At 69.3% G+C, this 16,782-nt stretch carries 14 protein-coding genes, 1 tRNA gene and 1 riboswitch; of the genes, 10 read left to right on the top strand and 5 right to left on the bottom strand.

The annotated features are described in order from the left end of the window. Positions 1 to 4 precede the first annotated feature (4 nt). The 7 genes from QMK30_RS05360 to QMK30_RS05330 all read left to right on the top strand — a co-directional run bounded on the left by QMK30_RS05360 (position 5) and on the right by QMK30_RS05330 (position 6,754). On the top strand, positions 5 to 970 hold the full coding sequence (locus tag QMK30_RS05360) for a 2-aminoethylphosphonate ABC transporter permease subunit (RefSeq protein WP_502963069.1): 966 nt from the start codon (positions 5 to 7) through the stop codon (positions 968 to 970). Continuing rightward, the gene (locus QMK30_RS05355; protein ID WP_283515976.1) at positions 957 to 1,754 is read left to right on the top strand and encodes an ABC transporter permease; all 798 of its coding nucleotides are present in this window, start codon (positions 957 to 959) and stop codon (positions 1,752 to 1,754) included. Before QMK30_RS05360 ends, QMK30_RS05355 begins: the two co-directional genes overlap by 14 nt. Positions 1,755 to 1,778: 24 nt before the next feature. Further along, positions 1,779 to 2,840 carry a 2-aminoethylphosphonate ABC transporter substrate-binding protein gene (locus QMK30_RS05350; protein WP_283515975.1) on the top strand — a complete coding sequence of 354 codons (1,062 nt, stop codon included), beginning with the start codon at positions 1,779 to 1,781 and terminating at the stop codon, positions 2,838 to 2,840. A gap of 134 nt (positions 2,841 to 2,974) precedes the next feature. Then, a complete protein-coding gene (locus QMK30_RS05345; protein ID WP_283515974.1) occupies positions 2,975 to 4,510 on the top strand; it encodes an alkaline phosphatase family protein in 1,536 nt (511 codons plus the stop codon). 76 nt (positions 4,511 to 4,586) lie between these two features. Continuing rightward, positions 4,587 to 5,366, top strand: a complete 780-nt coding sequence (locus QMK30_RS05340; RefSeq protein WP_283515973.1) for an HAD-IIA family hydrolase — start codon at positions 4,587 to 4,589, stop codon at positions 5,364 to 5,366. A gap of 145 nt (positions 5,367 to 5,511) precedes the next feature. Next, entirely contained in the window at positions 5,512 to 6,063 is a 552-nt protein-coding gene (locus tag QMK30_RS05335) for a hypothetical protein (protein WP_283515972.1), read from the top strand. Positions 6,064 to 6,136: 73 nt separating this feature from the next. Further along, entirely contained in the window at positions 6,137 to 6,754 is a 618-nt protein-coding gene (locus tag QMK30_RS05330; RefSeq protein WP_283516115.1) for a class F sortase, read from the top strand. 49 nt (positions 6,755 to 6,803) lie between these two features. Here the strand turns inward: QMK30_RS05330 and QMK30_RS05325 are convergent, their stop codons facing one another. Both QMK30_RS05325 and QMK30_RS05320 read right to left on the bottom strand, forming a co-directional pair. Further along, on the bottom strand, positions 6,804 to 7,577 hold the full coding sequence (locus QMK30_RS05325; RefSeq protein WP_283515971.1) for a CbtA family protein: 774 nt from the start codon (positions 7,575 to 7,577) through the stop codon (positions 6,804 to 6,806). Positions 7,578 to 7,594: 17 nt separating this feature from the next. Then, a complete protein-coding gene (locus tag QMK30_RS05320) occupies positions 7,595 to 7,813 on the bottom strand; it encodes a CbtB domain-containing protein (protein WP_283515970.1) in 219 nt (72 codons plus the stop codon). Between the two features lie 33 nt (positions 7,814 to 7,846). Beyond that, a riboswitch (cobalamin riboswitch) is annotated at positions 7,847 to 7,974 on the bottom strand. A gap of 482 nt (positions 7,975 to 8,456) precedes the next feature. Between QMK30_RS05320 and QMK30_RS05315 the strand changes: the two genes are divergently transcribed. After that, positions 8,457 to 9,479, top strand: coding sequence for a glycoside hydrolase family 6 protein (locus tag QMK30_RS05315; protein ID WP_283515969.1), 1,023 nt, complete (start codon positions 8,457 to 8,459; stop codon positions 9,477 to 9,479). Positions 9,480 to 9,550: 71 nt separating this feature from the next. Here the strand turns inward: QMK30_RS05315 and glxA are convergent, their stop codons facing one another. From glxA to QMK30_RS05300, 3 genes are all read right to left on the bottom strand, one after another. Continuing rightward, positions 9,551 to 11,485 (bottom strand): radical copper oxidase GlxA, encoded by a 1,935-nt coding sequence (gene glxA, locus QMK30_RS05310; RefSeq protein ID WP_283515968.1) that lies wholly within the window; start codon positions 11,483 to 11,485, stop codon positions 9,551 to 9,553. Continuing rightward, complete coding sequence (locus QMK30_RS05305; protein ID WP_283515967.1) at positions 11,482 to 13,425, bottom strand: glycosyltransferase family 2 protein; 1,944 nt, start codon at positions 13,423 to 13,425, stop codon at positions 11,482 to 11,484. Before QMK30_RS05305 ends, glxA begins: the two co-directional genes overlap by 4 nt. 436 nt (positions 13,426 to 13,861) lie before the next feature. Then, a tRNA-Lys gene (locus QMK30_RS05300) sits at positions 13,862 to 13,935 on the bottom strand. A 167-nt stretch (positions 13,936 to 14,102) separates the two neighbouring features. Between QMK30_RS05300 and QMK30_RS05295 the strand changes: the two genes are divergently transcribed. Both QMK30_RS05295 and QMK30_RS05290 read left to right on the top strand, forming a co-directional pair. Next, a complete protein-coding gene (locus QMK30_RS05295) occupies positions 14,103 to 15,395 on the top strand; it encodes a peptidoglycan-binding protein (protein ID WP_283516114.1) in 1,293 nt (430 codons plus the stop codon). An 11-nt stretch (positions 15,396 to 15,406) separates the two neighbouring features. Then, on the top strand, positions 15,407 to 16,702 hold the full coding sequence (locus QMK30_RS05290) for an SPFH domain-containing protein (RefSeq protein ID WP_502963068.1): 1,296 nt from the start codon (positions 15,407 to 15,409) through the stop codon (positions 16,700 to 16,702). The last annotated feature ends 80 nt before the right edge of the window (positions 16,703 to 16,782 follow it).

Here is a 16,782-nt window from a genome sequence, read left to right as displayed (position 1 = left end):
CGCGATGAGGCGAACCCCCGGCGCCGCTCTGCCCATTGACTCCGCGGAGCCGGAGCGCGGCCGGTCCCCGCGTGGCGCGAGCCGTGGGGGCGCCGGCCTCGGGGGGCGAGGTTCCCGCGAGCAATCGCGCCGCCAATTCCCGCGCTGGATCTGGGCGTTGCCGCCCGTCGCCTTTCTCGCGCTCGTGTTCCTCTACCCCCTCGCCCTCGTCGTCCAGCAGTCCTTCACCCCCGACGAGGGCGGCACCTCCGTTGAGCCCTACGCCGAGGTCTTCGCCTCCGAGGCGTTCCGGGACGCGTTGGCCACCACCGTGTGGCTCGCCGTCGGGGCGACCGTCGGGTGCCTGGTCCTCGGATTCGTACTCGCCCTCGTCATCGCCTTCGTGCCCTTCCCCGGCGGCAAGGCCGTCGCGAAGTTCATCGACGTCTTCCTGTCCTTCCCGTCCTTCCTCATCACGCTCGCCCTGCTGTTCATCTACGGCACCGTCGGCATGGCCAACGGCGTCTGGACCGACCTCACCGGCGCGAACGAAGGGCCTTTCCACTTCCTGACCACGCCCTGGGGGGTCCTGCTCGCCGAGATCACCTACTTCACGCCGTTCGTGATGCGACCCCTGCTCGCCGCGTTCTCGCAGCTCGACACCGCGCAGCTGGAAGTCGCCTCGTCACTCGGCGCCAGGCCCGCCCGGATCATCCGCAAGGTGATACTCCCCGAGGCGCTGCCCGCCCTCGCCGCAGGCGGCAGCCTCGTCCTCGTCATGTGCCTCAACGAGTTCGGCATCGTCCTGTTCACCGGCGCCAAAGGCGTGACGACGCTGCCGATGCTCGTCTACGGCAAGGCGATCCTCGAATCCGACTACCCGGCCGCCTGCGTCGTCGCCGTCGTCAACATCGCGATCTCCGTGGGCCTCTACACCGTGTACAAGGCCATGACCCGGCCATCAGAAGGGCGCCGTCGTGCTGGTGCATAGCCGAACGGGAAAGTGGGCGACCTGGGTGCTGTTCCTCGTCCTCTTCCTCCCCCTCTTCGCGCTGCCTCTCCTCGTCATCGTCGCCGCGTCGTTGTCCACGAACTGGTCCGGCGCCTTCCCCTCGGGCCCGACCGCCGAGCACTACGCCTCGGCCGTACGCGGCGACTCCCTCCAGGCGCTCACCACCAGCCTGGTCACCGCCGTCACCGCGAGCGTGCTCGCGCTGACCGTCGGCACCTGGGCCGCCCTCGCCGCCGCCACGCTCAACAAACGCGGGAAGCGGCTGCTGGACGCGCTGTTCATGCTGCCGGTGGCCGTGCCGTCCGTGGTCGTCGGTCTCGCGGTACTGGTCGCGTTCTCACAGCCGCCGGTGCTGCTCAACGGCACACGCTGGATCGTGATCCTCGCGCACACCGTTCTTGTCACGGCGTTCGCCCACCAGTCGGTTTCGGCCGCCATCCTGCGTCTGGACCCGATGTACGAGAACGCCGCCGCGTCCCTGGGCGCGCGTCCCTCATACGTCCTGCGCAAGGTGAAGCTGCCGCTCCTGCTGCCGTCGCTCAACGCCGCCGCCGGGCTCTGCTTCGCCCTGTCCATGGGCGAGTTGAGCGCCACGATGATGCTTTACCCGCCGGACTGGATGCCGCTGCCCGTGCAGATCTTCACGGCCACCGACCGCGGGTCCCTCTTCACCGGCTCCGCCGTCGCCGTGGTCCTGATGGCCACGACGCTGCTGGTGCTGCTCGCCGTATCCCGAATCCGCACCAAAGCCTCTTACCGCTGACCACCGCTGGGAGTACGAAACGTTATGCATCGCAACCTCAAGCCGATCGCCGCCGTCACCGGCAGCCTCGCCCTCGCCGCCTCCCTCACCGCGTGCGGCGGATCCTCCGCCGCGGCCGACGAGAAGATCGTCACCGTCTACAGCGCCGACGGCCTCAAGGGCGAGAGCGGCGACGGCTGGTACGACCAGGTCTTCAAGGACTTCGAGAAGAAGACCGGCATCAAGGTGAAGTACGTGGAGGGCGGCTCCGGCGAGATGGTGCAGCGCGCCGTCCGCGAGAAGTCCAACACCCAGGCCGACGTGATGGTCACCCTGCCGCCCTTCATCCAGCAGGCCGACGCGAAGGGGCTGCTCCAGGCGTACGAGCCCAAGGGCGCCGACCTCGTCGGAGCGGGCAACAAGGCCGCCGATGGGAAGTGGACCTCGGTCGTCAACAACTACTTCGGGTTCATCTACAACAAGAAGGAGCTGAAGGAGGGTGCGCCCAAGACCTGGGAGCAGCTCCTGGACCCCTCCTACAAGGACAAGCTCCAGTACTCCACGCCCGGCGTCGCGGGCGACGGCACCGCTGTGGTCATCAAGGCCATGCACGACTTCGGCGGCAAGGAGCCGGCGATGGCGTACCTGAAGAAGCTCCAGGCCAACAACGTCGGCCCGTCCTCCTCCACCTCCAAGCTCGCGCCCAAGGTCGACAAGGGCGAGATCCTGGTCGCCAACGGCGACGTACAGATGAACTTCGCGCAGTCCAAGTCCATGCCGAACCTGGGCATCTGGTTCCCGGCGAAGGACGGCTCCAAGCCCACCACCTTCGCGCTGCCGTACGCCGCCGGTCTGGTCAACAAGGCCCCGCACACCGAGAACGGCAAGAAGCTCCTCGACTTCATGCTCACCGAGGGCGCGCAGCGGCAGGTCAGCGAGATCGGCGGCGGCTTCCCGGCCCGCACGGACATCAAGCCGACCGACGCCAACGCGACCGAACTGGCCAAGCTCATCAAGGGTGTTGAGGTCTTCGAGCCGGACTGGAAGGACGTCGGTACCAACCTCGACGACTACATCGATGCCTGGAAGTCCGCGACAGGCAGCTAAGAGTTCACCGCTGCGGCGTATCCGTCGAGGATCTGTTGCGGAAGGATAACGAGTATGGACCAACGCCCCTGAGTAGTCAGGGGCGTTGGCCGTGTCCAGCCCCTCGCCCATCTCCCCTCGACGGAGGAATCCCGATGCCGCTCAACGGCATATCCCGACGCACCGTGCTCGCCGCCGGCGCTGCGACAGCCGCGATCACCGCGACCGGTGCCCTCGCCGCCCCCGCCCAGGCCGCCCCCACCCTGCCGAACGGCACCAGCAACGACAAAGTCCTGGTCATCGGGATGGACGGGCTGCGCCACGACAGAATCGACGCGGCGAGCGCGCCCCACCTCAAGTCACTGATGACGAACGGGACGTTCGGCGTCTCGCTGCTGTACGCGCTCCCGATGGCCGCCACTTCCTCCGGCCCCGGCTGGTCCACGATCTCCACCGGTGTCTGGCCCGACAAGCACGGCGTCAAGGACAACTCCTTCGCCGGCAAGGACTACGCCAAGTACCCCGGCTTCCTCGCCCGTCTCGCCCAGGTGCGGCCCGACCTGTCGACGTACGCCGCCCTCGACTGGAAGCCCCTGGACACCCAGGGCACTGTCACCCCCGGCGCCGACGCCAAGCTTGTCCTCGACGGCGACGCGGACGGCTACACCGGCCACGACGCGACCATCGCCACCGAGACCGAGGCGATCCTGCGTCACCAGAACCCGGATGTCGTCTTCGCCTACTTCGGCAACACGGACATCGTGGCGCACAGTTCCGGCACCGGGCAGAAGTACCTCGACGCCATCGCCGTGCAGGACGGTTACGTCGGCCGGCTCCAGGCGGCCATCAAGGCCCGCCCCACCTACTCGGGCGAGCGCTGGACGGTGATCGTGACCACCGACCACGGGCACGTCGACGCGGGCGGCCACGGTGGCAGCGCCATCGAGGAGCGGCGTACGTTCGTCCTCGCCCAGGGCCCCGGCATCGCGGCCGGCGCACGCCCCACCGACACCCGGCTCGTCGATGTCGCCGCCACCGTTTTCCACCAGCTCGGGATCACCCCCGACCCCGCCTGGGGACTGGACGGCAAGCCCGTCCAGCAGCGCTCCACCGACCCCTTCGACAGCCTGCAGTCCTCCCTCGGCGCGCGGGTCGACGAGACCGGCATCCCGGCCGGGATTCTCGGCTTCACCCACACCGCGCCCAGCGGCTGGTCCGTCATCAACAGCGCGATGGGCACCGGCGGCATGACGGAGTGGCGCGGCTGGGCCTTCGCCACCGACGAGTTCTGGAGCCGCACGCAGCGGGACCAGTCCCGTGAGGTCAATGTCCGCTCCCGCGGAGTCTTCGCGGTCGCCGACTCCGACGAATGGGCCGACCGGGCCACCTCGGGAACGTACGACTCGACGCTGGTCACCCCGGCGTACGGCGTCAGCGGCAGGACGAAGACGCGGCTCGACTTCACGACCCTGTACCGCCAGGAGGGCAGCCAGAGCGCCGAGGTGCTCGCCTCCTTCAACGGGCAGACACCCGTCGTCGTCAAGCGCTACACGGCCGACGTCATCTCCCAGCCGCAGTCGCTGACCGTGGATGTCCCGCCCGGGGCCTCCAGCGTCAGCTTCCGTTTCCGCTACACCGGCTCGAACAACTGGTACTGGACCATCGACGGGGTCAAGATCACCGCAAGCTGATTAGGGTAGGGGCGCACGGACGGTGTGGTTCGGGCGCCCCTACTCAGCGTTATCGCGTACGGCAGGAGTCCGGCACATGGCAGAGCGCAAGCCGATCGAATCATGGCTCACCGACATGGACGGTGTTCTCATCCACGAGGGCACGCCCATTCCTGGCGCCGATGCCTTCATCAAGCGGCTGCGCGAGTCCGGCAGGCCGTTCCTGGTGCTCACCAACAATTCCATCTACACGGCCCGCGACCTGCACGCCCGGCTCGCCAGGATGGGTCTGGACGTGCCCGTCGAGAACATCTGGACCTCGGCGCTCGCCACCGCGCGGTTCCTGGACGACCAGCGGCCCGGCGGCACGGCGTACGTCATCGGTGAGGCCGGTCTGACGACCGCGCTGCACGACATCGGTTACGTCCTGACCGACCACGACCCGGACTACGTCGTCCTGGGCGAGACCCGTACGTACAGCTTCGAGGCCCTCACGAAGGCGATCCGGCTGATCAACGCCGGTGCGCGCTTCATCTGCACCAACCCGGACGAGACGGGCCCCAGCGCCGAGGGTCCGCTGCCCGCCACCGGCTCGGTCGCCGCGCTGATCACCAAGGCGACCGGCCGTGACCCGTACTTCGCGGGCAAGCCCAACCCGCTGATGATGCGGACTGGCCTCAACGCCATCGGCGCGCACTCCGAGACCAGCGCGATGATCGGCGACCGGATGGACACCGACGTGCTGGCCGGTCTGGAGGCGGGCATGGAGACCTTCCTGGTCCTCACCGGCCTGACCGGGCCCGCCGACGTCGACCGCTACCCGTTCAGGCCCTCCACGATCGTCGACTCGATCGCGGACCTCGTCGAACGGATCTGAGCCCCGTACGGCACCCCCGGGGGGCCCGCGCAGCACCCCGGGGTGCCCGCAAGCACCCCGGGGTGCCCGTACGGCTCAGTGGCGGGCCCCTGGGGATGCGGAAATGACCGTGTCCGTGGATCTTCGGAGTACCAGGAGGTTCACGATGCGTTCAGCTCTGCTCGCTCTGCGTGCCGCAGGAGTGGCCGCCGTACTGGTGGCCGCCCCGGCCACCGCGGCGTACGCCCACGATTCCGTCTCGATCCAGGTCACCCCGTCGACCATCGCACCCGGTGGCGAGGTGGAGCTGCGCGTATCGGACTGCAAGGGCACCACCGGCGTCGCCCGTTCCAGCGCCTTCAGTCGGGGTGAGACCAACCTCAACGGCAAGGACGGACGCGAGAACCCGCTCTACGGGGAGGCGAGGATCAACTCGTCGATCGGCGCCGGCACCTACGAGATCAGCGTCGACTGCGACGGCCACAACCACCACAAGGTGGGCACGGTCAGGGTCGTCCACCACCAGCCCACCCACCACGCCACGCCCGTCTCGCCCGTGCACGCGGGCGGCGGCGGTACGGCGCAGCTCGCTTCGGAGTCCGCCGGGGGCGGGGGTCCGGGCACCCGGCACACCGTGATCGGCCTGGTGCTCGCCGGCGTGGCCGCGGTCGCCGTGGCGTTCCGCAGCGTCCGCCGCCGCCGTACGGACGCTGACTGACGTGTCTGCCGAGGATGCTCCCGCGAGCCGTCCCGGCGGCTCCGGGCGGCTGCTGACCGGGGTCGCGTGGGCGATGCTGCTGCTCGGCCTGTCGCTGTGGGGGCGTGGGCTCACCGAAGGATCCGGCGGCAGCTCCGCCCCGACCACCGGCGACGTGGCCGCGGTCGGCCGTCCGCCGGGGGTCCCGCTGCCGCCCGCGCACGAGCCGCAGAAGGGCACGCGACCGCAGCGCGTCGACGTGCCCTCGATGGGTGTGACGGCGCCCGTCGTGGAGAGAGGCCTCGACGCGTCCGGCGCGGTCGCCCCCCCGCCGTACGACCGGCCGTCCACCGTCGGCTGGTACGGCAGCGGAACCCGGCCGGGCGCGGCCGGCGTGGCCCTGCTCGTCGGCCATGTCGACACGGAGAGCAAACCGGCCGTCTTCTACGGCCTGAGCGCCACCCGCCCCGGGGAGCGGATCCGCGTGACGGGCACGGACGGCTCGGATTTGGAGTTCACCGTCGACGACGTCCAGGTCTTCACCCGCGAACGCTTCGACCCCCAGAAGGTGTACGGCCCCCGCGAGAGCGACCGGGCGGAGCTGCGCCTGATCACCTGCGGGGGCACGTACGACAAGAAGGCCCGCACCTACACGGCGAACGTAGTGGTTTCGGCCTACCTGACGGGGACGGGGAACTCGGGAAAGACCTGACCTGGGCCGCGCCCCACAGCCGAGGGGGACCTCGGGGGAGAGCCGGCCGTTACGCCGTCACTCCCGCGGTCGGGGCCGTCGCCGCGGGCGCGCCGCGGGCCACCGCACGCAGACCGAGCGCGCCGAACACTCCGGCGAACACCGCCCACAGCAGCGCGTGCGAGGCCAGCGAGAGCACCCGGAAGTCCCACAGCAGCGTCGCCGCCACCGGAACCTCGTCCGGGTTGCCCGGCAGCGCGAAGAGGATCGCCAGCGTCGCGACCGCGGTGACGGCCACCGCGACCTGGCGCACGGGCACCGACCGGTCGGCGAGGCGTACGTACACCTGCCAGGCCAGGAGCATGCCGAGGATGCCGATCACGACGGCGGCCAGCCACAACGACTGGCGGTCGGTGACCGTGCCGGAGTCGCCGACACCCGGCGGGTTGGCGGGGTAGCGCAGACCGGGCAGCAGGGAGACGGCCACGAAGGCCGCCGAGCAGAAGACCAGGGCGCGTGACCACGGGCGGTCGCCCGGGGCGGTGCGGCGGTTGATCAGGGCGTAGGCGACGGCGAAGAGCACGCCGAGCGCGAGGCCGGCGACCACCGCGGTGACCACCAGACCGAAGTGCTGGGTGGTGCGGGTGAACAGTTCCTCGTGGTGCGCGACGGCCGTGCCGGCCGCGTCGTGCGCGTGCTCCTTGGCGGAGCGTGCCTCTTCGAGGCGTATCGCGCGGTCCATCAGCGGCTCGGCGAGGAGCAGCGAGAAGAGCCCGGCGGCAAGGCCGGCCACCCCGCCCGCCGCGAGAGAGCGTCCGAGCAGGGGGAGTACGGGTGTCGACATGGTGCTTACGGCCCCGATCAGTGGCAAGGGGCACCGAAAAGGTGCCGGCCGTCGTGCGAGAACTCGTGCAGGTAGTCGCCGGTCGCGGAGACAACGGTCCCGTTGTCCATGAAGACGGCGTAGAGCGCGACCAGGGCGATGATCGCCGCGGCGGCCAGAATCAGCCAGTCGCGGGTGCTGGTCGCGGCGGACGCTCCCGCTGCGGTGTCGGTGTGCGGCGCGATGTGCGAGGACATGCCGGTGGACCTCCTTCTGGGGTTTCCACGCCCCATGGCAGGAGAACGACGGGTCAGTTCCTGGCTTCCGTGCGGGCGTCGAGCCTGCCCGTACGGTCACAGTGGCGGGACCGCCCCGGAATGGCACCGGGTTCCTGTCCACCGTCGTCTCGTTGTGTGGAGTTGTCATCGGAGAGTCCCAGGCCTGGCCGGACACTGTCAACAGGGTCGACGGGCGGCGGAGTCGCCGGACGTCACCTGGACACCGGCTACCTGGCCCGGTCGACGGCCCGCTCCCCCCGGAGCCGCCGACCGGGCTGATCCTCGACCGTCGGTGCGCGGACTGCGGGAGAAGTCCGGCGCCGATGCGGGAGGCACGGATGTGTCGGGGGAGACTGGGGCCCGGGGACTTGGGCCTGTACTTGCCACTCTAGAACGGGCACACGGATGTTCCTAGGGGCACTTTGACGTCAAGTCACGGCTCTGTAGCCCACAGTGCACCGTATGTACACGCGGTACGTACCTACGCGCCGTAACAGCTCACCCACGAAGCGCGGAGAGCTCCTGGCGCTGTGTACGTGTGTGTCACGATGGTTTCGACCGGTTGTGTCCGGGGAGGCGCCGGGGGGTCCTCACACATTTCAGGTGCACCAAGGGGGAGTGGATGTACGGCAGTTACAGCGGCCGTCGGCGTGTGGGTGTCCGGATGGCCGCGGCGGCGGCGGGGACCGCGCTGCTGTTGACGGGCTGTTCCTCGTCGGACGGTGACGGCGGGTCGAAGCAGGACCCCGTGAAGCAGCAGCCCAAGGACGCCGATCCGTACTGGGTCAATCCGGAAGGAAACGCGGCCAAGCAGGTCTCCACGTACGCCAAGGACCGCGACGACGACAAGGCCGACCAGATCAGGAAGATCGCCGAACAGCCCGTCGGCGAGTGGATCGGGCCGGAGAACGCCGAGGCGGAGGCCAAGGGCTTCACCGAGGCGGCGGCCAAGGCCGACCGGGACGCGCTGCTGGTCCTCTACAACATTCCGCACCGCGACTGCGGGCAGTTCTCCAAGGGCGGCGCCGCCGACGGCAACGCCTACCGCGGCTGGGTCGATCAAGTGGCCAAGGGTATCGGTGACCGCCGCGCCACGGTGATCCTGGAGCCGGACGCGCTGCTGCACCTGGTGGACGGCTGCACGCCCGAGGAGTTCCACGAGGAGCGCTTCGACCTGCTCAAGGGCGCCGTCGAGAGGCTGAAGCAGCAGCCCGCGACCAAGGTGTACCTGGACGCGGGCAACGCGGGGTGGCAGTCGCCCGACGCGCTCTACGATCCGCTCCAGCGGGCGGGCGTAGGGCAGGCCGACGGGTTCTCGGTGAACGTCTCCAACTTCCAGACCACGAGGACGAGCACGGACTTCGGCAAGAAGCTCTCGCAGAAGATCGGCAACAAGCCCTTCGTGATCGACACCAGCCGCAACGGCAACGGGCCGTACACCGCGGGTGATCCCAAGGAGAACTGGTGCAACCCGCCCGGCCGCGCGCTCGGTGAGCCGCCGACCACGAAGACGGGCGACGACCTGGTCGACGCCTATCTGTGGGTGAAGCGCCCCGGCGAGTCGGACGGCGACTGCAAGGGCGCGCCGACGGCGGGCAAGTGGTACCCGGAGTACGCGCTCGAACTGGCCCGCAACACGAAGTAGCGGACCGCGTACGTACGAGGTGGGGGCGCCAGGCCGGGCGCCCCCACCTCGTGTCTCAGCCGGTCACGGGGCTACGGGACCTCGATCCAAGTGCCCTTGGACGGCGTGCCCTGGTCGTCCGTGACGAACAGCATGTAGTAGCCGGACGGCACCAGCGCCCGGTTCTTCGGCACGGTGACCGAGATGCCGCCCTTCGTCTTCTTCAGGTCCAGCGCGACGGTGCGCTGGTCGGTGTCGGTGACATGGGTGACCGCGCTCGGCCGCATCAGCTTGGCGTCCTTGATGGCCGTGGAATGCTCGGACTTGAACGTCGCCGTCCCGCCGCGCCTGACGCTCTTGGGCCCACCGGTGAGCGTCGGCCGCGCGTCCCTGAACAGGTACGGCGGGGTGTAGATCTCGACGCGCTGCTCGAAGACGCCGGGCCTGGTGTTGGCCTTGTCGGAGTACAGCGAGTCGGAGCCGAAGATCATCACGCGTCCGTCGGGCAGCAGCAGCGAGCCCGAGTGGTAGTTGCGGCCCACCGCCGGGTCGGCCACCCTGCGGTACTTGTCGGCCTTGGGGTCGTACATCCGCGCTTCGAGTACGTCGGAGCCGCCGCGGCCCCGGTAGTCGTGCGAGCCGCCGGTGACCAGAACGCTGTCGTCGGGCAGCAGCGAGGCACTCGGGTAGCGGGTGCCCTCGGCGAGCGAATCGCCGTCCTTGAAGCGCGGGTTGGGCTGCTTCAGGTCGACCAGCCGGGACTTCTCGCTGGACTTCTCGGACTCGCCGACCCCGCCGCCGCCGATGACCATGTACTTCTCGTCCTGGGCGGGAGGCAGCCGGACGGTGGCCGAGGTCTCCATCCTGTCCGGGTCGCTCAGGCCGGGGATCTTCTTGAACTTATTGGTGGCCAGGTCCCACACGCCGGGCTTTCGGCCCTCGTCGGCGGGCCCGTAACCGGCGTTGGAGCCCGAGTAGAAGAGCTTGCCGTTGTTCATCAGGAAGATCGCCGGGTACGTCGGGAACTTCCGGATGACGCCGGTGTACTCCCACTTCTTGGTCTCGGGGTCGTAGACCTCGTCCTTGCCGGGGACGATCTGCCCGATCTCGTCCAGGCCGGACAGCGAGAGGACCTTGCCGTCCTTGAGCGTGGTCAGTGTCGGATACCAGCGGGCCTCGTTCATCGGGTCGACGGTGATGTACTTCTCCGCGACCGGATCGAACTCGTAGGCCTCCTTGATGCCCTGGAAGTCCTTCTTGTCGAGCGCGAGCTTCTGGGCGATGCCGTAGACGTTCTTGGCGTCGGTGCCCTGGAGGCCGTGGATCCGGTAGTTGTCCTCGGTGCCCGACTCGAACTTCTTGCCCGAGGCCTTGGCCTCGACATAGATCCGGCCGAGCCCCGCCTCCGTGCGCAGGAATCTGCCGGTCTGCTTGTCGAAGATCTTCTTGGCCTTCTCCACCAGGACCGGGTCCTTGGAGACGTACGTCTTCCCGTTCTTCTTGCCCGTGAAGATCGTGCCCGCGGGCAGCGTCTTGGGGGCGTCCGGGTCCTCGTTGTGGATGACCATCAGGCCGCCGGCCTTGGAGACGTCACCCTGGAGCTTCTCGTAGCGCTTGGTGCCGCCCGCCACCAGGAGTTTGCCGTCGGGCAGTTGGGTGTGCCCGGCGCAGAACATGTCCTTGGGGGTGGGGATCATCTTGTACTTGTTGGTCTCGGGGTCCCACAGCACCGACTCGAACTTCTTGGCGTCGAAGTTCTTCTGGTTGTTGCCCGAGCCCGCGATCAGCAGCACCTTGCCGGTGTGCAGCAGGGCGGCATGGATCGTGTTGATCCGGAACTCGGCCGGTATGTCGAGGAAGTCCCAGTGGCCGTTGTCGGCCTTGTACTCGGGCCTGTTGATCTTGTAGTCGTGGTACTGGTCGGAGCCGAAGCGGTAGAGCGCGGGCCCGTTCATCCCCGCCAGAGCTACCACCACCGCCGCACCGATCGCCAGGCGACGGGTGCGGCGGCTCGGTCGGTAATTCATTTCTTACGTCCCCCAAGGGCGATCTGCATGGTCTGGTCGTTCGCTGCCCAACTGGGCTTGTGCTGCGGTGGGTGGGCCTCCGGCGGGGGGGCGGCCGGGGGCTGCGCGGAGGGAGATGCCGAGGACGGCGGCGCGTCGCGCCTGCGCTTCTTGTCCTGACGCATGCTGAGGCGCCAGACGATGATCGGCGCCGCGGTGATCAGCAGAGCCAGTGAGGCCCAGGTGATCATCGCGGGGTGGTTGTGCCCGAAGTAGAAGGAGGAGCCGAGGGATCCGCCGAAGATCAGGATGAAGAACAGGTGGATGCGGAAGGTGCCGAACAGCGTGTCCGGGCTGGACGAGTCGCCCTTGGGCGTGACCACGAAGCTCGACTTGCGGCGCAGGGCGGCGTCGAGCAGCGAGCGCGCGTAGATCGGCGCGGAGAGCGCGGACATCGCCATGCCGGCCAGACCGCCGGAGCCCTCGGGCTCGTGCGGGGAGACATTGTGGCGGCGGTTCCAGATGTAGAGGCCGATCTGGAGCGCGGAGGCGTTGCCGTAGAGCATCATCCAGATCGCCGGGTCGATCTGCACACCCGATGCGCCCATGCCCAGGAACAGGGCGCAGCTGAGCGCCGCGAGGATCCAGTTCATGGCGGACATCGGGTAGAAGATGATCATCATCGTGTAGTTGAAGAGCTTGCCCGCGGGGAGCGTGCCGAAGCCTCGCCAGTACTGCTTGAGTATCGTCTCGTACGTACCGCGCGACCAGCGCAGCTGCTGGGTGAAGAAGTCGGTCCAGGCGGTCGGGCCCTCGCCGACGGCCAGCACGTCCGGGGTGTAGACCGAGCGCCACTTATTGCCCGTCGCCGGGTTCTTGGCGCGGTGGATCTCGAAGCCCGTCGCCATGTCCTCGGTGATCGAGTCGTACAGGCCGCCGATCTGTTTGAGCGTCCTGATGCGTACGGCGTTGCTGGTGCCGACGAACATCGGGGCGCCGTAGCGGTTGCCCGCGCGCTGGATCAAGGCGTGGAAGAGGAACTGCTGCGACTCGGCGGCCTTGGTCACGAAGGTGTCGTAGTTGCCGTAGACCTGCGGGCCTATCACGAAGCCGATGTCCGGGTCGCGGAAGTAGCCGAGCATCCGCTCCAGGTAGTTCGGCAGGGGCACGTGGTCGGTGTCCACCGAGGCGAAGATGTCGTAGTCGTCACCGTGCGCGTCGAGCCAGGCGTTGTAGTTGCCGTGCTTCGTCTTGGCGCGGTGCGGGCCCTTGGGCTGGTTCCACCTCGCGACGCCCTTGCGGGAGAAATGGTGCACCCCGAGGCGCGCGCAGACCTCCTTGACGGCGGGGTCGTTGCCCTCGTCGAGCAGCCAGACGTGCATCAGCCCGCGGTGGCGGATCCTGATCGCGGCCTCCAGCGTCTTCGTCACCATCTCCAGCGGTTCCTTGCCGGGCACGAAGGAGGTGAGGAAGGCGACCTTGGTGCCGGACTCGGGCACCACGGGAACGGGGTCGCGGGCGACCAGGGTCGCGTGTGCGTTCGACAGGACGTTCATCGTGCGGAAGAGCTCGATCAGACCGATCGAGACCAGCATGACGATGTCGAGGATCAGCAGCGTGTCGTTCTTCAGGTTCGGGTCGCGCTCGGTCCAGTGCGCGGGCTGCATCAGCCAGACGAAGAGCCCCAGCGAGAGCAGCGGCGCCGCGCCCAGGAGCAGGGCGGCGCGGATGCGGTGCGGCTCCTGGGAGAGCAGCGAGCGGTACTGGACCTTGTACGGCTTGGTGGCGTCCGGCTGGGTCAGCGGACCCGCGAGTCTGCTGTAGTGCTCGTAGTCGTATCGCGGCAGCGCCTTCTTGGCACGCGTACGAGATCCCGGGGGCTTGAGCTGCGGGGGTATCCGAAGCTGAGCCGTCCGGGAAGGGTCGTTGTTGTGCCGGGCGCCGGATGGCGTCGCCGTCATGAGTCATCCCCCCGCACGCATGCTGGCTGCGTGTTTCGTCGGTCGCTTCGCCCGACGCCGGTCCCCCTCGACCAACTCGGACGCGTGATTGGTCTGCCGTCATCCCTACAGACACAGGACGACAACCTTCCGGTTGCATGATGCCCGTCTCTACATCTGTTGATCAAAGGGGGGCTCCCACCCCTGTGTATTGACGGCCCGCGCGGCTCCCCGAGTCCCCGGTCGCGTCCCCAACCGCTCGAACCGCGCGTCTCATTGGAGCCATTGGCTTCAGGACAGGTTCCATGACCCCTGCCATGATCGCAAGGGTGATACAAGCTGTTTACCGGTCAAACGAGAGCTTTGGGACCGGTCTGTGACCTGGGCCTCGTGAGTGCGCAGTGGCCGGAAATGACTGGAGTCCCCTCACGCGAGGTGAGGGGACTCCAGTGCCGCGTGCGCCGTCAGGGACTCGAACCCCGGACCCGCTGATTAAGAGTCAGCTGCTCTAACCAACTGAGCTAACGGCGCGTGCCGACCTGCGGAACTTTACCCGAAGGGAGGCGATGCCCCGAACCAGCCACGCCGTTTATGTCCTTTTAATTATCATTCAGACCGTCAACATGCGTTTTGCCCCGACAGTTGAAACACTTACGCCCGTGCACATGTGCAGGAATGACCCACGGGAGGGCAACCGCATGCAGACGCCGGTCTTCGAGGAGTACGAGCCCGCCGGCGACTGCGGCTGTGCGGGGTGCGCCCAGCAGCGCCGCGCGGCGGCCCTCGGCCTGCCGGTCGGCGAGGGCGGACACCCGGCCGCCCACGGTGCCCGCCGCGCCCTGGTGCTCGCCACCGCCGCGGGTGTGGTTCTCGGTGGTGGCGGAGCGGGCGCGGCGCACGCCAAGGCCCCCGGGCACGCCCCCACCCGTACGGACGCCGATCACGACCCGGCCGGCCCGCAGGGCGGGTCGGGCCCGCTGCACGGCAGCCCGTCCCGTCCCGTGCTGCCGGTCCCCGCGCCCACCCCGCAGGCCGTCACCCGGGCCGACATCATCAACCGGGCCAAGCGGTGGGTGACCGCGAAGGTCCCGTACAGCATGGAGAAGTACTGGTCCGACGGGTATCGGCAGGACTGCTCGGGCTTCGTCTCGATGGCCTGGAACCTCGGCGGCAACGAGTGGACAGGAAGCCTGGCCCAGTTCGGGACGCGGGTAACTCGTGACGAGCTCGAACCCGGCGACATGCTGCTGTTCCACAACCCGGCGAACCCGAACAACGGCTCGCACGTCACGATCTTCGGCGGCTGGACCGACTACGCGCACACCTCCTACACAGCGTACGAGCAGGCCAGGCCGCACACCCGCAAGCAGGCCACGCCGTACGCCTACTGGAACAACTCCTCGCGCTATGTCGCGTACCGCTACAAGGGCCTGTCGGCCGGCTCGGGCGGCGCGTCGAGCTCCACCTCCTACCCGGGCGCGCAGTCCTTCGGGCCCGGCGCGAACAACAAGCACGTCACCCGCCTCGGGCAGCTGCTATCCGAGCGGGGCGCCGCGCGCCTCTACAAGCAGGGGCCAGGACCGCGCTGGGGTCAGGCGGACCGCGGCGCCACGGCCGCGTTCCAGCGCGCGCAGGGCTGGCGCGGCAAGGAGGCGGACGGGCTGCCGGGGCCGCGGACCTGGGGCCTGCTGGTCAGCGACCAGGGCCGGGACATCCCGAAGGCGGGCGCCGGCGGTACGCCCGCCCCGGCTGCCGGGGCCTTTCCCGGCAAGGGGTACTTCAAGCCCGGCCAGTCGAACGCGTACGTCGAGAAGCTCGGCAAGCGGCTGGTGAAGAAGGGCTTCGGCAAGCACTACGGGTCGGGACCCGGCCCGCGCTGGACCGAGGCGGACCGGCGCAATGTCGAGGCGTTCCAGCGCGCGCAGGGCTGGCGGGCCGCGGCGGCCGACGGCTACCCCGGACCTCAGACCTGGAAGCGGCTCTTCGCATGACGGAGGCAAGGATGACATCCACCACTTCGCAGCAGCCGGAGGAGCCTCGGGCCCCGGAGCCGGGCGAGCGGGGCGATCGGACCGGGCAGGGGGTGCGGGCCGATCGGGAGGCGCCGGTCGAGCAGAACGCTCGGGCTGAGCAGAGTGTCCAGGGCGTCCAGGGCGTCCCGGGCGAGGCCGCGCGTCGGGCGCCCGTCATCCGGAACGAGTCCACCACCGAGATCCCGGTGCACCTGCTTTTCCGGGACGACACCGGCCCCACCGCCGTGACCCTGGCGCCCGGCGGCGCCGTGCTCAGCAGTGGTCCCGGCACGGGGGGCCAGCCCCGCACCGTGCGTCGCGCCGCCGCCCCCAGGCGCCCCGGGCCGGCCCTCGCGGCCGCCCGCTCGGCCCGGCCGGCCGCGCCCGCCGACCCCGGTCTTGCCGAGCGGCCCGGCGCCGCGCTGCCCGGCTGGGGCGCGGTCGTCGTGGGGACGGTCGCTCTCGCGGCGGGCGCGGCGGTGGTGTGGTGGACGGGGGTCGTGCCGCCGCCGGCCGCCATCCTCTTCGGGCTGCCGGCGCGCCCGTACAACGGGATCGTGCTCGGCATCTGGGCGGTGCTCGCCGCTCTGGTGATCGTCGTGGTCTTCGCCTTCGGCGGCCTCGGCCGCGGGCGCGTCGGCTACGCCTGGGTGCTGTCGCTGTTCGGCGACTACCGCGGGACCGTGCGGCGCACCGGCCTGGTCTGGGTGAGCCCGCTGCTGCTGCGCCGCCGGATCGACGTACGGCTGCGGCACTGGCGCAGCGAGCCGATGCCGTCGGTGGACGCGAACGGGGTCGCGCTGCGGGTCGTGGTCCTCGTGGTGTGGCGGATCAGGGACACCGCGCGGGCGATGCTCGCCGTCGAGGACCACACGACGTATCTGCGCGAACAGGTGGAGGCGGCGATGGCGCGGGTGCTCTCGCAGCTGCCTGCCGACGCCTTCCACAACGACATGCCGACCCTGCGCGACGCGGAGGCGGTCGGCGACGCGCTGACCCGGATGCTGGCGGCGGAGGCGGCGCCGGTGGGCATCGATGTCTTCTCGGCGCAGCCGACCCGGATCGAGTACGCCCCCGAGGTCGCCGCCGCGATGCAGCGCAGGCGGGTCGCGGCGCTCGACGCGCAGCACCGGGACAGTGTGCTGACGTCGGTGGTGGACGCGGTGGACGACACGGTGACACGGCTGACCTCGCGCGGACTCGTCGAGCTGGACGACTACGAGCGCAAGGCGCTGGTGAAGGATCTGACGGTCGCCTTCTATACGGGACGTGCGGAAGGTTCGTGAACGTATCTGTTATCGGTCTGGACGCGCATTGGTCTAGACACGGCCAAGTGCCGTTAATACATTGGGGCTTGGTCTAGACC

It is taken from the genome of Streptomyces sp. H27-C3, assembly GCF_030063415.1.
Taxonomy (GTDB): Bacteria; Actinomycetota; Actinomycetes; order Streptomycetales; family Streptomycetaceae; genus Streptomyces.
Note: the sequence above shows the minus strand (reverse complement) of the source record. Positions and strands in the feature narration are given on the sequence as shown.